This is a genomic window from Ruegeria sp. BC5 (assembly GCF_056539205.1).
The window spans coordinates 41858-55367 of sequence record NZ_JBQFUN010000010.1 but is presented as its reverse complement, the minus strand read 5'-3'; the positions used below and the strand labels follow the sequence as shown (position 1 = coordinate 55367).

Genomic DNA, 13510 nt, shown 5'->3' with positions numbered 1-13510 from the left:
CTAGGGGTTTGACTTACCCACCGCTACCCAGTAGAGGACGGGCTTCGAACACTAGGGCCAGGCGAATCCGCGCCGCACCCCACCGCATAGATTGGAGACGGAGCGATGAAACGCACCTATCAGCCTTCGAACCTGGTTCGCAAACGCCGCCACGGTTTCCGCGCGCGCATGGCCACCAAGGCCGGCCGCAAGATCCTGAACGCACGTCGCGCACGCGGCCGCAAATCGCTGAGCGCATAAACCGCTCACCGATCAGGTTATGAACATGACGCCGCCGGAGGCCCCTGAGGATGGTAAGAACCAGCCGAGGGTCAAGCCCCCGGCGGCGTCCGTTTGCGTGCCTGAAACATTGACTGTTCTCAAGAAACGATCCGATTTCCTGAAAGTCGCCCGCGCGCGCAGGCAGGGCACCTCGTCCATGATGGTGCAGGCGCGCAAACGTGCTGCGGATGAAGCTACGGGGATTCGCGTCGGATTCACTTGTTCCAAGAAGGTTGGGAATGCGGTGGCGCGTAACCACGCCAAGCGGCGCCTGCGCGAAGCTGCCCGCGCGGTTCTGCCCGCACAGGGTCAGAATGGTTGGGACTACGTGCTGATCGGCCGCGCCGAGGTCACTGCCGCGCGCCCGTATGAAGCTTTGTTGGATGATCTGCGCTATGCCCTGCGCAAAATTCACAGCGCGCGGAAATGACTCTGCTGTCTCATATCTTTGCCCTACCCGTTCGGGCCTATCGGCTGGTGTTCAGCCCCTGGGTTGGCTTCAATTGTCGCTATCAACCCACTTGCTCGGCCTATGCGCTGGAAGCATTGGAAAAGCACGGCGCCATCAAAGGCGCGTGGCTGACCGCCCGGCGGATCGGGCGCTGCCATCCTTGGGGTGGTGACGGGTATGACCCGGTTCCAGAGCAGAAACCAAAAGACTAGAGCAGACGTGTATCAAAGAATAGCGGTCTCAACTCGGCCTTAAAGCAAGGTTGCCCTGCGTCGTGTGTGTACGGGTCGGGATTTCCTCGCGGTCCAACTTGCCAGAAATGGTGTGGAACACGTCTTCAAGAAATACCGGGTCATCAAAATAAAACGTGTGTCCGGAATTGATACCGCCGTCAAAACCGCCTTGTTTAAAGCGCGCCGCGCAATACACATTGGCGGCCTTGCTATGCAGCGGCCTGTTCATACCATTCCGCCCAACCCTTGGTGCAACCCCGATCCGTTTGACCGCAGATATCGACAGTACGTCATCCATTGTATTGTAGTAATTCGTCAGTCGTACGCAGTGACGATAAAGCGATGAAGACTTGGAGCTCTCCGGATCAAGCGATTTGACAGACAGATCTCCAGCCACCAACATAACCTGGCTGACTGACCAGCTTTTGCTGGCAATTCGGGCTCGGTCATCGGCATCATCAAATGCCTCGCGCACCACATAGCTGCCCATCGAATGTGCCAGTACGTGCAAGTCGATCCGACACTCTGGTCGTTGCATCTCAGAAAACATCGCGACGCCGTCCCTCACCAGCCGGAAGGCCGATTGCTTGGCATCCATCCGGTCCTCCAAGTAATTCAAGGCCGAATCCGCACTGGGCCAGTCAAAGCTCACAACAACGCCTTTGAAGCCGTGTTCTTTTAGCCCTGCTTTGATTTTGCGGTGCCGCACAAGAACTTCCGCCTGAGAGTTATTGAACCCATGCACGTAGAACACGATGTCACCCTCGGTATAAGGGTTCGTCGTACCGCCCTGAGCGGCCAATATGACCTTGTCGCGCCATTCTCGCTTTGTGATCTTGTGCGACAGCATCATATCATCCGCGCTTTCCGGAATTTCCAGAAAATGGCTGGCTGCAGGCTCGTTAGAAAAGCCGTTTCCGCTTTTGCCGCGGGCAACAAAGGCATAGTCCATAATAATCTCCTCGATAAATGACGCCCTTTTATCACAGGTCAACAATGCCCCAAAATCTACAATCCGGCTTATCACGCTTGCTCGCTTGCCATATCGACTGTAACCACGGCGCATGTTTGACGAAACTGACGATATCCACCCGCTCTTTGCTGGCGCGCCCTCGACCACCGAGTTCAAGAAGCTGCGCAAACGCATCGTACGCCAGACCCGTGAAGCCATTGAGCATTACGGAATGGTGGACCCGTCCGCCCATGACAAGGACGGCAAACCGCCCCGTTGGCTGGTCTGCCTGTCGGGCGGCAAGGACAGCTATACCCTGCTTGCGGTTCTCTATGAACTAAAGTGGCGCGGGTTGCTGCCGGTCGATCTGTTGGCCTGTAATCTGGATCAGGGTCAGCCTGGTTTTCCCGCCACGGTCCTGCCCGAGTTTCTGGAACGCATGGGCGTGCCTCACCGCATTGAATACCAAGACACCTATTCCATCGTTGTGGACAAGGTTCCTCAGGGCCGCACATTTTGCGCCCTGTGCTCACGCCTGCGCCGAGGCAACCTGTACCGGATCGCCCGCGAAGAAGGTTGCTCAGCCGTGGTTCTGGGCCATCATCGGGACGACATTCTGGAAACGTTCTTCATGAACCTCTTCCACGGCGGGCGTCTGGCCACGATGCCACCGAAACTGGTGAACGAAGAAGGCGATCTGTTCGTGTTCCGCCCACTGGCACACGTGGCCGAGACCGATTGCGAGAAATTCGCCACCTCGATGAACTATCCGATCATCCCCTGCGATTTATGCGGCAGCCAGGACGGCTTGCAGCGTCAGCAGGTGAAACAGATTCTGGATCAGTGGGAAAGAAACAGCCCCGGTCGACGCCAAGTGATGTTTCGGGCACTGACCAACGCGCGACCGTCGCATCTGCTGGACCCAAAACTGTTCGATTTCGCCAACCTTGCGCTAAACCCCAGCAAAAAAGACGAAAATTCGGACGAAATTCCTCAACTGCGTTAACGTCTGACTCAGATTGGTTTTCTACGGTTGCCCAATACGTGCTTTGCCAAACGTAGAGGCCCAGAAAACCGATGTGGAAACATATCAAATTCGAACGCGTTCTTGATGCTCTTGCTCCTGTTCTGAATGGCCCTGCTGCGCTGGCCTTTGTGCCCGCCATCAGTTTGGCGGCGTTCTGGATCGGCGGGGAACGGGCGTTGGTGGTTGCCGCCCTCGTTTTACCCTTGATATTCGCAGGCGCGGCCACCTTTGACGCCCGCGCCAACAGGCAGCTTCAGCGGCGCAACCCGCCTGGTGGCATGATGGCGATAGACAGCTTTTACAACGAGCTGGAAGGCATGTTCAAAAACGTAGTAACCGATGGTGCGGATTCGGCTTGCCTTCTAATCGCCCTGGATGATTATTCCGACTTTCTCGATCTTCACGGCAATTCGGCGGCAAATCATCTGACTAATCAATTTGGCAGCCGCATTCTTTCTGTTATCCGAACACAGGATATCGCGACCCGCCTGGAACCTAACAAAATCGCAATCGGCCTGCATCCATCCCACCAATTGGATCTTGAGGCCTGCATTCAGATGGCGGGGCGCATTCAGGCTGTCGTTGAAGAACCTTTTACGCTCAACGGTGCTGGTGTCTATGTTTCCTGTTCCATCGGATTCAGTCTTTTAAGCAGCGTCCCAAAGGATCAATACGAGGATTGGGTCGACGCCACCAAAGCCGCCTTGGGCGAGGCGCAGCGGAACGGGCCGTCGACCATTCGTGCCTTTTCCAGCGAAACACAGCGTCGCTCGCGCATTCGCGCCAATCTTCGCAAAGAGTTTGAGGACGCGCTCGACAATGGTGAGATACGCCCTTGGTTCCAGCCACAAATCTCAACCGACACAGGTCGCGTTACGGGTTTCGAGGCTCTGGCCCGCTGGGAACACCCGCAAAAGGGTGTATTAAGCCCACAGGTATTCTTGCCGTTCGCTGAGCAGGCCGAGTTGATGGAGAAATTCGGTCAGGCGATGCGGCACCATGCTTTCGCCGCGATGCGCGATTGGGATCGCGCCGCGGTCGTGGTTCCCCGGATCGGCGTGAATTTCTCATCTGAAGAACTGCGCGATCCAGCGTTGATCGACCGCCTGAAATGGGAGTTGGACCAGAATGATTTGACACCGGACAGGTTGGCGGTGGAAGTTCTGGAAACCGTGTTCTCGCGCCGCCCCGACGATGTGATTACCCGCAACGTGACCAGCATGGCCAAGTTGGGGTGCTGCATCGATCTAGACGATTTCGGCACCGGCCACGCATCTATTGCTTCGATCAAGCGCTTTGATGTTTCGCGGATCAAAATTGACCGCTCTTTCGTCGCCAAGGCAGATCGCGACGCCAGCCAGCAACAACTGGTCAGCGCAATACTGACGATGGCCGAGCGGCTGAATGTCGAAACGCTGGCCGAAGGGGTTGAGACCCAAGGCGAGCATGCCTTGATGGCGCAATTGGGGTGCGATCATGTTCAAGGGTTCGGAATTGGCAAGCCAATGCCCTTTGAAAAGACGCTGGATTGGATCGCGGCACATCAGAACAAGGTCAACGGAATGCCGAAGATCGGGCGCAAGACAGGACCGTAATCGCTGATTTACGCCACAGAAACGCGATCCAAAAGGAAATGACGGGCGAATCCGCTTGACCTTTGGGCTTGCACTCTGTTGAACCCACCGGGTGTGTTTCACTGCTTAAGGTGGCTGTCCCCGATGGACGATCAGAACAAGAATCTCATCCTTGCAACCGTGCTCAGCTTTATCGTGATCCTTGTTTGGTTCGTGCTGTTTCCCCCGCCGGAGCAGACACTCACTCCAGACGAGGTTGAGATTGCCACCGCCGAGGGTAATGAGGTTCAGACGCCCAGCGCCGCTGGCACTGTGGGTGAGGCGACGGCGGCCGCAGAAGAAACCCTGCCCGAGGAGCAAGCCCCACGGGTTGAAATCGACACCCCCCGGCTGAAAGGCAGTCTGTCGCTGTCGGGCGGACGGATCGATGAGCTGTTCCTGAAGGACTACAAGGTCTCGATCGAAGAAGGGGCGCCGATTGTCGAATTGCTGTCTCCGGTTGGCTCGGACTCGGCTTATTATGCCCTGTATGGCTGGGCGCCGGGAACCGGTGTGGCAGGCGCGGATGTGCCCGGCCCGAACACGTTGTGGACGGTCGAAAGCGGCGAAACGCTGGACGTCGACGCTCCGGTCACACTGAAATGGGAAAACGACAAAGGTCTGACCTTCCGCCGCATGATCTCGGTGGACGAAAACTATATGTTTACGGTCACCCAGTCGGTCGAAAACAATACCCAGGCCGAGGTTGGCATGGCCCCCTATGGCATCCTGGCCCGCCACGGCATTGGCGAGGATGGCGATCTGCCCGGTCTGAAGAACTTTTTCATCCTGCATGAAGGCGTGATCGGCATGGCCGACGGCACGTTGGCCGAGATTGACTATGGCGATGTCCGCGATTTTGATATCGACCCGAACGAGCGCGCGCAAGCCGAGGTCTATCAGGTCAAAGAAGACGGTTGGATCGGATTTACCGATCACTATTGGATGACCACACTGATCCCGGAACCGGGAACACCGTTCAAGGCCGCAGCAAAATACGACGAACGCCGCAAGATATACCAAACCGAAACAGTGCTGCCGACCCTGACGGTCGCCCCCGGCGCTACCGAAGAGGTCACCACACAGCTGTTCGCAGGTGCTAAGGAATGGGAAACCATCCGCGAATATCAGTCGGAAGGCGTACAGAAATTCATCGACAGCATCGACTGGGGCTGGTTCTTCTTTCTGACCAAACCGATCTTCTGGCTGCTGCACAATATCAACGCGTTGATCGGCAATATGGGGTGGTCGATCATCGGCCTGACCCTGATCATCAAGGCGATCCTGTTCCCGTTGGCGTATAAATCCTACGTCTCGATGGCAAAGATGAAAGAGCTTCAGCCGCAGATGGAAGCCCTGAAAGAGGCAGCAGGCGATGATCGTCAGAAGATGCAGCAAGGCATGATGGAGCTGTACAAGAAGGAAAAAGTGAACCCCGCCGCAGGCTGTCTGCCGATCCTGATGCAAATCCCGATCTTCTTCTCGCTGTACAAAGTGATCTTCGTCACCATTGAACTGCGTCAAGCGCCGTGGTTTGGCCCGTTCCGGGATCTCAGCGCGCCAGACCCGACCTCGATCATGAACCTGTTTGGATTGCTGCCGTTTGCCGGTCCGCAGCCCGACACGATCATGGCACTGATCTTTATTGGTATCCTGCCGTTGTTGCTGGGTATCTCGATGTGGCTGCAGCAAAAGCTGAACCCGGCGCCAACCGATCCGACGCAGGCGATGATCTTTGCCTGGATGCCGTGGGTCTTCATGTTCATGCTGGGTAGCTTTGCGAGTGGTCTGGTTGTCTACTGGATCGCGAACAACACGATCACGTTCACCCAGCAGTACCTGATCATGCGCAGCCAAGGCTTTAAGCCGGACGTGTTCGGCAACATTAAGTCCAGCTTCAAGCGCACGCCGAAAACGGATGATAAATGACAGCTGAAGTGACCCAGCTTTGGCGGCATCCGATCAAAAGCCATGGTCGCGAAGCCGTCGAAACCGTAAATGTGACCCCCGGGCAGACCATGCCCGGGGATCGCGTTTGGGCGGTTGCGCATGAGGCATCCAAAGCGGATGGTTCAAAATGGGTCCCTTGCGCCAACTTCAGTCGCGGCGCAAAAGCACCACAGTTGATGGCGATTTCAACGCAATCAAACGGCGACACACTGACATTGTCCCACCCGGATCGCCCTGACCTGACCTTTGCCCCAGACAGTGAGCAACAGGCGTTTCTGGATTGGGTCCAGCCCCTAATGCCCGCAAACCGCGCGGCCTCGGCACGGATCATTCGGGTTCCAGGGCGCGGGATGACCGACAGTGATTTCCCTTCAATCAGCCTGTGCAACCTGGCATCGCATCGTGCGGTCGGACAAAAGCTGGGCCAAGATTTGTCGGTGCGCCGCTGGCGAGGCAACATCTGGTTCGACGGCCTGCCCTTGTGGGAAGAATTCGACTGGCTGGGTCGTGAGGTTCAGATCGGCGAGGCCGTGCTTCGCGTACGCGAGCGCATCACCCGCTGTTTGGCAACCACAGCCAACCCTGACACAGGTGTACGCGATACCGATACATTGGGCGCACTTGAAACCTGGGGTCACCAGGATTTCGGCGTCTATGCCGAAGTTCTTGAAGGCGGCGCAATCTCGGTTGGCGATAAGGTAGAATTGTTATGAGCCCCCTCCCGTTTCCTTTAGCCGAAAACCCCGATGAATTCGCGTTGGAGCGCGGACGCAAATTGTTTGCGGGCGAGTCTGAATTCGTCAAGGGCGTGGTCGCCATGGATGGCCTACCTGCGCCGGATCGGCTTGAAGTTTGCTTTGCCGGCCGTTCCAATGTGGGCAAATCCAGCCTGATCAACGCGCTGACGGGCACCAAGGGACTGGCGCGCGCGTCGAACACTCCGGGCCGCACGCAAGAGATCAACTTCTTCACTCAAGGCCCCGAACTATATCTGGTCGACCTGCCCGGTTATGGCTACGCCAATGCGCCGGTGAAAGTGGTGGAAAAGTGGCAGCGGTTGCTGAAACAGTACCTGAGCGGACGTCAGACCTTGCGCCGGGCCTTTGTCCTGATCGACGCGCGCCATGGGGTAAAGCCGGTGGATGCTGAGATCATGAAGCTGCTGGACACCAGCGCTGTGACTTTTCAATGCGTTCTGACCAAGGCAGACAAAGTCAAAGCCAAAGAACGCGAAAAGGTGCTGGAACAAGTGCGCGGCGCATTGTCGAAACATCCTGCGGCCTTTCCTGAAATCGTGCTGACCTCGTCCGAAAAAGGCGATGGCATTCCGACCTTGCGCTCGATCATCGCGCATCTGGAATGACTCTGCCGCTTCGTCTATTTGGCCTGTTGACCACACTGGCGCTGTTGCTGACCGGTGTGATTCCGCAGGGCTGGATGCCCACAATGGGCAATGACGGCAAGGTGTTGCTGGTTCTCTGCACCGGCGAAGGCACGGTCGAGCAATGGGTCGATCTGAATCCGGACGATCCCATACACGACGACACCGACGAGCGCGCGATGTGCCCCTTCGCGGGGCTGACCGCTGATGTCGCCCTGACCACCGTCGGGGACACCATGCCTTTCGAGGCAACGATCCAGCCGCGCTGGGTCCACCACGACTTTACCCATCGCAGCGCCGGGTACTATGCCCGTTATGACGCGCGGGCGCCTCCCGTCTTCTCCTGATTCACCTCAACATCTGAGAGCCCGCGCATACGCTGCGCGGGGCAATTTTCGAATCCGGAGAACACTATGGCATTTGATAGCCAAACCCTGGGGGACACCCCGGCGCAAAACACTGCTGCGCAAAAGTTCTACTTCGCCGCCTGGCGGTGGCATTTCTATGCGGGGATTTTCGTTATCCCCTTCCTGATCATTCTGGCCGTCACCGGGTTGATGATGATGCTCATCACCCAATATGACGGTCGCGATGGCGAAAAAATTTCGGTCGAAGTTCAGGGAACCGCCCTGCCAATATCGCAACAAGCCGAGGTCGCGCTAACCGAACTCCCCGGTACAGTCGTCGAATGGGTTGGCCCGAAAGCCGCCGATCTGGCCACCGTGTTTCGTATCAAAACCGAGGCAGGCCAACGCCTTGTAGCCGTCGACCCCTATGCCGGAGAGGTCCTGCAAATCTGGGATCGTCGCGCGGGCTGGTACGATCTGGCGGACAATATTCACTCGACCCTGCTGATCGGGACAACCGGGGATCGCATCATTGAAATCGCTGCCGGTCTGAGCCTGCTGATGGTCTTCACCGGTCTTTACATGTGGTGGCCACGCGGCAACGCCATGGCTGCATTTGTCCCCAACCTGCGCACGCGAGGCCGTGCTTTGTGGAAATCCCTACATGCCGTGATCGGGTTCTGGATGTCCGGGCTGCTGGTTGTCTTTCTGATCTCGGGCCTCTCCTGGGCCGGTGTCTGGGGTGGAATGATCGTACAACCCTGGAGCAGCTTCCCCGCCGAGAAATGGGACAACGTGCCCCTCTCGGACGATATCCACGCCAGCATGAACCACGGGCACCAAAACGACGTTCCCTGGGCGCTAGAGCAAACGCCGATGCCCGCCTCGGGTTCTGAGGCCGGGATTGATGGCGTACCGCAAGGCGCGCCGGTGGATATCGATGCCTTGGTGGCGTTGGGAGTGGCGCTGGACATGTCAGGACGCTTCCGCGTCGCGTATCCCAACGGCGAGGAGGGCGTCTGGACCCTGAACCGCGACAGCATGAGCAGCGACTCGACCGATCCGGCAAACGACCGCACCGTTCATGTGGATCAGTATACCGGCAAGATCTTGGCCGATGTGCGGTATCAGGATTATTCGCTGATGGGGAAGTCCATGGCTGTTGGCATTCCGTTTCACATGGGGCTGATGGGGACGTGGAACTTTATCCTGAACGTCGTGTTCTGCCTGTCGGTCATCTTTGCTTGCGTCTCGGGCGTGGTGATGTGGCTGAAACGGCGACCACAGAGTGCGGGGCGACTGGCCGCGCCGCCAATGCCTGCGGAAATGCCGCTGTGGAAAGGGGCTGTTGTGATCGGTCTGTTCACCGCGATGGCCTTCCCGCTGGTGGGTCTGACATTGCTGGCGGTGCTGGTCTTTGACCTTCTGCTGGTCAGCAATATCCCGGTGATGAAAAAAGTCCTGAGCTGACAAATCCGGGCCGCATCGCATCGGTGCGGCCCGATCTATCCCGATGTTTCCGCTGTCTGGGTTTGGCAGCGTCCGCCAATGTCCTATACGTGCTGTGCCCCATTCACCTCGATTTCCGCCCCCGAGATGTATGAGCTTTCCTGAGAACACAGGAAATAGATCGTCGCTGCGACTTCTTCAGGCTGCCCTAACCGTCCAAGCGGCAGATTTTCCACTATTTTATTGGTACCGGGGCTGAGGATTCCGGTTTCAACCTCACCAGGTGCGATTGCGTTCACCCGCACGCCCATTGGGCCGAAGTCATGTGCCATTTCCCGCGTCAGCGCTGCCAGCGCCGCCTTGGATGTAGCGTAGGCCGCGCCTGCAAACGGATGTACGCGCGCGCCTGCAATGGATGTCACGTTAACGACTGATCCACGGGCTGCGGCCAATTCCTCTTTCAAGCCGCGCGCCAGAACAACGGAAGCAAAGAAATTGACGTGGAACACCTGCCCCCAAGTCATGAGGTCGGTGTCCAGCGTATTCAATCGCTCTCCTTCTGGGCCCTTCGGCGACACCCCCGCGTTGTTGACGAGGGCGTGTAGCTTGCCTCCGACCATTTCTTGCAGGACACCAACTGAATTGATCGTTTCGGCAGGATCGCTCAGATCCAGCTGCAAATGATTTTCTTTTCCTTCCCACGGACAATCATCCGGCACAGGAGAGCGCGAGCACGTGATAACCCGCCAACCTTCGGCATGGAACCGACGAACCGTTGCGAACCCAATGCCCCGGCTAGCACCCGTCAGAATAAGAGTTTTTTGCTCCATTGGATGTGTCTCCTGTTTCAGGGCATGCAGGCACACTAACAGTGGCGACTGCACTCACAACAGCGATCTTGGCTTATGCCGCCAAAACGCCTAACACGTGAGGAAGAGGACCAAGATATGAAGACACGAGACATGAACCGGGACTGGATCGCCACCGCCGCCACTTTGAACAGCGCATTGCCGTATCTGCAACGCTATGACGGTGCAATCGTCGTCATCAAACTGGGCGGCCACGCCATGGGCAGCGACGAAGCGATGGAAAGCTTTGCCCGCGACGTCGTTCTGATGCGTCAGGTCGGGGTCAACCCGGTGGTCGTGCATGGCGGCGGGCCGATGATCAACGCGATGCTGGATCAGCTGAACATCCAGTCGGAGTTCGTGAACGGCAAACGTGTGACCGACAAAGCCACCGTCGAAGTGGTCGAGATGGTGCTGTCCGGCCTGGTAAACAAACGCATCGTGCAGGCAGTCAATGGTCAGGGCGGCAAGGCGGTGGGCCTGTCGGGCAAGGATGCCAACCTGATGATCTGCGATCAGGCCGATCCGTCACTTGGGTTTGTCGGCTCTCCGTCGCAGATGGATCCGGCGATTTTGCATAACCTGTTCGCGCATGACGTGATCCCCGTGATCGCGCCTCTGGGCGCAGGTAAGAACGGCGAGACCTTCAACATCAATGGCGACACTGCTGCTGGGGCTATTGCTTCGGCGCTCAAGGCGGACCGGCTGCTGCTGCTGACGGATGTTTCGGGCGTTAAGAACGCGGGCGGCGAGGTTGTGACCGAGCTGAAAGCCGGTCAGATCCGCGAAATGACCATGGACGGCACCATTGCGGGCGGGATGATCCCCAAGACCGAAACGGCTCTGGATGCCTTGCACAGCGGCGTACGGGCCGTGGTCATTCTGGATGGGCGTGCGCCCAATGCGGTGTTGTTGGAGCTGTTCACCGAACACGGCGCAGGCTCGCTTATCCGGCCCGACTAATTACCCAACGGAGGAGACATGACCGGACGTCCCCCGACCTCCTCGACAACCTTCTACGACCGCGTGGAACATGCGGTGCTGCAAGCGGGTCTGATCGTGATGGGCGCCCTGCACCCACACCGGGTCGACGCCAAACAATTGGATGGCGGCACGCTGATCCTGTTGGGCGCGGGAAAATCATTCTGGCCCACGCTGAAGTCCGCGCCCGAATGGCCAGGTGACCACCCGGTTGATCGGTGGTCAACGCGCGTGGTTGGGCAGTTGGCCCGCGATCTGGGGGCCGAGGCACATTTTCCCTTCGGCGGCCCGCCCTACGCACCCTTCATCGACTGGGCCCTGAAATCCGGGCGTACCTTCAGCAGTCCGGTGGGCGCACTGGTGCATGATACGGTCGGCATGATGATCTCATACCGTGGGGCGCTGCATTTTACCGAAGAGTTCATTATCCCCGAGGTTCCCGGCACCTCTCCCTGCATCAACTGCCCGGCCCCCTGTACCCAAACCTGCCCCGTCGGCGCGCTGAACAGTCAGAATTTCTACGATGTCGGGGCCTGTCACGCTCATCTGTCCACCGCGGCAGGGCAGACCTGCATGACAGGTGGGTGTCTGGCGCGGCTGTCCTGCCCCCTCAGCGAGGGTGCAGGGCGCGAAGCTGAGCAATCTGCCCATCACATGAAGGCCTTTCACCCGTCATGAGCCGCACCCTGATCCTGACTCGCCACGCGAAATCCAGTTGGAATGACTTGAATCTTTCGGATCATGATCGCCCTTTGAACAAACGCGGACGCAAATCCGCCCCGGCGATAGCCGGTTGGCTGCGCGCAAACGGCTGGCTGCCAGATGAGGTGCTAAGTTCAACATCGACCCGCACCCGTGAAACCTGGGATCGTATGGGGCTGCAGGCGGACAAGATCACGTTTCACCGCGCGCTTTATCACGCGGAGTCCGAAGACATTCTGACCGAATTGTCAGGGGCGACAGAACCCACAGTGCTGATGCTGGGCCACAACCCCGGAATCGGAGTCTTTGCCAGCCGCATTGTCCGGGAGGCACCGGACCACGCCCGGTTCCACGACTACCCGACCTGCGCCACCACTGTGATCCTGTTTGAAATTGACGACTGGGCGCATGTCCGATGGCACAGCGGCACCGTGCAGGGGTTTGTCATTCCACGGGAGCTGCTGGAATGAAAAAAGGCGGGGCAAAACCCCGCCTTTTCGTCCGTTTCTCTGGGATCAGTGGCCCAGAATCTGGCTGAGGAACAGCTTGGTCCGTTCGCTTTGTGGGTTGTTGAAGAACTCTTCCGGTTCGTTCTGTTCCACAATCTGACCGGCATCCATAAAGATCACACGGTTGGCGACCTGACGGGCAAAGCCCATCTCGTGCGTCACGCACAGCATGGTCATGCCTTCCTCGGCCAGCTCGATCATGGTGTCGAGCACCTCTTTGATCATCTCAGGGTCCAGCGCCGATGTCGGTTCATCGAACAACATGATCCGCGGCATCATGCAGAGCGAGCGGGCAATCGCCACACGCTGCTGCTGACCGCCCGAAAGCTGACCGGGGTATTTGTCGGCCTGTTCAGGGATTTTCACCTTTTCCAGGAAATGCATCGCACGCTCTTCGGCCTCTTTCTTGGGCGTCTTGCGCACCCAGATCGGGGCCAGCGTGCAGTTTTCCAGAATGGTCAGGTGCGGGAACAGGTTGAAGTGCTGAAACACCATGCCAACCTCGGACCGGATCTTGTCGATGTTCTTGAGGTCATTCGACAGCTCGGTCCCGTCCACAACGATCTTGCCCTGCTGGTGTTCCTCCAGCGCGTTCAGGCAGCGGATCAGAGTGGACTTGCCCGACCCCGATGGCCCCGCGATCACGATCCGCTCGCCTTGATTGACGGTCAGATTGATGTCTCGCAGCACGTGGAAGGCCCCGTACCACTTGTTCATGTTGGTGATTTCGATGGCGACCTCGTCGCTCACCTGCATCTTGGAGCGGTCGATTTCGCGTTCAATTGCAAGTTCAGACATGTGTTGAA

Annotated in this window: 16 protein-coding genes; 13 read left to right on the top strand and 3 right to left on the bottom strand. The window is 57.9% G+C overall.

All coding sequences use genetic code 11. The features are described from left to right. Positions 1-105: 105 nt before the first annotated feature. The 3 genes from rpmH to yidD are packed head-to-tail and all read left to right on the top strand — an operon-like array spanning position 106 to position 924. The gene (gene rpmH, locus ACR0LY_RS18350) at positions 106-240 is read left to right on the top strand and encodes a 50S ribosomal protein L34 (RefSeq protein WP_005980833.1); all 135 of its coding nucleotides are present in this window, start codon (positions 106-108) and stop codon (positions 238-240) included. A 25-nt stretch (positions 241-265) separates the two neighbouring features. Further along, entirely contained in the window at positions 266-691 is a 426-nt protein-coding gene (gene rnpA, locus ACR0LY_RS18345; protein ID WP_170351645.1) for a ribonuclease P protein component, read from the top strand. Continuing rightward, positions 688-924 carry a membrane protein insertion efficiency factor YidD gene (gene yidD, locus ACR0LY_RS18340; RefSeq protein ID WP_170351646.1) on the top strand — a complete coding sequence of 79 codons (237 nt, stop codon included), beginning with the start codon at positions 688-690 and terminating at the stop codon, positions 922-924. The genes rnpA and yidD overlap by 4 nt, the downstream gene beginning before the upstream one ends. A 28-nt stretch (positions 925-952) precedes the next feature. Here the strand turns inward: yidD and ACR0LY_RS18335 are convergent, their stop codons facing one another. Beyond that, complete coding sequence (locus ACR0LY_RS18335; RefSeq protein ID WP_480641217.1) at positions 953-2011, bottom strand: alpha/beta hydrolase; 1059 nt, start codon at positions 2009-2011, stop codon at positions 953-955. Between ACR0LY_RS18335 and ttcA the strand changes: the two genes are divergently transcribed. From ttcA to ACR0LY_RS18300, 7 genes are all read left to right on the top strand, one after another. Then, positions 2010-2903, top strand: a complete 894-nt coding sequence (ttcA, locus tag ACR0LY_RS18330; RefSeq protein ID WP_170351648.1) for a tRNA 2-thiocytidine(32) synthetase TtcA — start codon at positions 2010-2012, stop codon at positions 2901-2903. The genes ACR0LY_RS18335 and ttcA overlap by 2 nt on opposite strands. Positions 2904-2974: 71 nt before the next feature. Beyond that, complete coding sequence (locus ACR0LY_RS18325) at positions 2975-4519, top strand: putative bifunctional diguanylate cyclase/phosphodiesterase (RefSeq protein WP_170351649.1); 1545 nt, start codon at positions 2975-2977, stop codon at positions 4517-4519. Positions 4520-4642: 123 nt separating this feature from the next. Continuing rightward, positions 4643-6466 (top strand): membrane protein insertase YidC, encoded by a 1824-nt coding sequence (gene yidC / locus ACR0LY_RS18320; protein ID WP_170351650.1) that lies wholly within the window; start codon positions 4643-4645, stop codon positions 6464-6466. Beyond that, positions 6463-7200 (top strand): MOSC domain-containing protein, encoded by a 738-nt coding sequence (locus tag ACR0LY_RS18315; RefSeq protein WP_170351651.1) that lies wholly within the window; start codon positions 6463-6465, stop codon positions 7198-7200. Before yidC ends, ACR0LY_RS18315 begins: the two co-directional genes overlap by 4 nt. Next, positions 7197-7850 (top strand): ribosome biogenesis GTP-binding protein YihA/YsxC, encoded by a 654-nt coding sequence (gene yihA, locus ACR0LY_RS18310; RefSeq protein ID WP_170351652.1) that lies wholly within the window; start codon positions 7197-7199, stop codon positions 7848-7850. The genes ACR0LY_RS18315 and yihA overlap by 4 nt, the downstream gene beginning before the upstream one ends. Beyond that, positions 7847-8215, top strand: coding sequence for a DUF2946 domain-containing protein (locus tag ACR0LY_RS18305; protein WP_170351653.1), 369 nt, complete (start codon positions 7847-7849; stop codon positions 8213-8215). The genes yihA and ACR0LY_RS18305 overlap by 4 nt, the downstream gene beginning before the upstream one ends. A gap of 66 nt (positions 8216-8281) precedes the next feature. Next, positions 8282-9685, top strand: a complete 1404-nt coding sequence (locus tag ACR0LY_RS18300) for a PepSY-associated TM helix domain-containing protein (protein ID WP_170351654.1) — start codon at positions 8282-8284, stop codon at positions 9683-9685. An 83-nt stretch (positions 9686-9768) separates the two neighbouring features. Here the strand turns inward: ACR0LY_RS18300 and ACR0LY_RS18295 are convergent, their stop codons facing one another. Beyond that, a complete protein-coding gene (locus ACR0LY_RS18295; RefSeq protein ID WP_170351655.1) occupies positions 9769-10494 on the bottom strand; it encodes an SDR family NAD(P)-dependent oxidoreductase in 726 nt (241 codons plus the stop codon). A 117-nt stretch (positions 10495-10611) separates the two neighbouring features. Between ACR0LY_RS18295 and argB the strand changes: the two genes are divergently transcribed. From argB to ACR0LY_RS18280, 3 genes are read left to right on the top strand one after another with little or no spacing between them, the layout of a single operon-like run. Then, positions 10612-11475: an acetylglutamate kinase gene (argB, locus tag ACR0LY_RS18290; protein ID WP_170351656.1), complete on the top strand. Its 864-nt coding sequence runs from the start codon at positions 10612-10614 to the stop codon at positions 11473-11475. Between the two features lie 18 nt (positions 11476-11493). After that, positions 11494-12171, top strand: coding sequence for a ferredoxin (locus ACR0LY_RS18285; RefSeq protein ID WP_170351657.1), 678 nt, complete (start codon positions 11494-11496; stop codon positions 12169-12171). Next, positions 12168-12665, top strand: a complete 498-nt coding sequence (locus tag ACR0LY_RS18280) for a SixA phosphatase family protein (protein ID WP_170351658.1) — start codon at positions 12168-12170, stop codon at positions 12663-12665. Before ACR0LY_RS18285 ends, ACR0LY_RS18280 begins: the two co-directional genes overlap by 4 nt. 45 nt (positions 12666-12710) lie before the next feature. On the opposite strand, the gene ACR0LY_RS18275 is transcribed toward ACR0LY_RS18280, so the two are convergent. After that, positions 12711-13502: an amino acid ABC transporter ATP-binding protein gene (locus ACR0LY_RS18275; RefSeq protein WP_302477207.1), complete on the bottom strand. Its 792-nt coding sequence runs from the start codon at positions 13500-13502 to the stop codon at positions 12711-12713. Positions 13503-13510: the final 8 nt, after the last annotated feature.

Coding starts and splice junctions, on each gene's coding strand:
- ACR0LY_RS18305 (WP_170351653.1), top strand. CDS start 7,847: ATGACTCTGCCGCTTCGTCTATTTGGCCTGTTGACCACACTGGCGCTG.
- yidC (WP_170351650.1), top strand. CDS start 4,643: ATGGACGATCAGAACAAGAATCTCATCCTTGCAACCGTGCTCAGCTTT.
- ACR0LY_RS18300 (WP_170351654.1), top strand. CDS start 8,282: ATGGCATTTGATAGCCAAACCCTGGGGGACACCCCGGCGCAAAACACT.
- ACR0LY_RS18325 (WP_170351649.1), top strand. CDS start 2,975: ATGTGGAAACATATCAAATTCGAACGCGTTCTTGATGCTCTTGCTCCT.
- ACR0LY_RS18285 (WP_170351657.1), top strand. CDS start 11,494: ATGACCGGACGTCCCCCGACCTCCTCGACAACCTTCTACGACCGCGTG.
- ACR0LY_RS18275 (WP_302477207.1), bottom strand. CDS start 13,502: ATGTCTGAACTTGCAATTGAACGCGAAATCGACCGCTCCAAGATGCAG.
- ttcA (WP_170351648.1), top strand. CDS start 2,010: ATGTTTGACGAAACTGACGATATCCACCCGCTCTTTGCTGGCGCGCCC.
- ACR0LY_RS18315 (WP_170351651.1), top strand. CDS start 6,463: ATGACAGCTGAAGTGACCCAGCTTTGGCGGCATCCGATCAAAAGCCAT.
- ACR0LY_RS18335 (WP_480641217.1), bottom strand. CDS start 2,011: ATGCGCCGTGGTTACAGTCGATATGGCAAGCGAGCAAGCGTGATAAGC.
- yihA (WP_170351652.1), top strand. CDS start 7,197: ATGAGCCCCCTCCCGTTTCCTTTAGCCGAAAACCCCGATGAATTCGCG.
- rpmH (WP_005980833.1), top strand. CDS start 106: ATGAAACGCACCTATCAGCCTTCGAACCTGGTTCGCAAACGCCGCCAC.
- argB (WP_170351656.1), top strand. CDS start 10,612: ATGAAGACACGAGACATGAACCGGGACTGGATCGCCACCGCCGCCACT.
- rnpA (WP_170351645.1), top strand. CDS start 266: ATGACGCCGCCGGAGGCCCCTGAGGATGGTAAGAACCAGCCGAGGGTC.
- ACR0LY_RS18295 (WP_170351655.1), bottom strand. CDS start 10,494: ATGGAGCAAAAAACTCTTATTCTGACGGGTGCTAGCCGGGGCATTGGG.
- ACR0LY_RS18280 (WP_170351658.1), top strand. CDS start 12,168: ATGAGCCGCACCCTGATCCTGACTCGCCACGCGAAATCCAGTTGGAAT.
- yidD (WP_170351646.1), top strand. CDS start 688: ATGACTCTGCTGTCTCATATCTTTGCCCTACCCGTTCGGGCCTATCGG.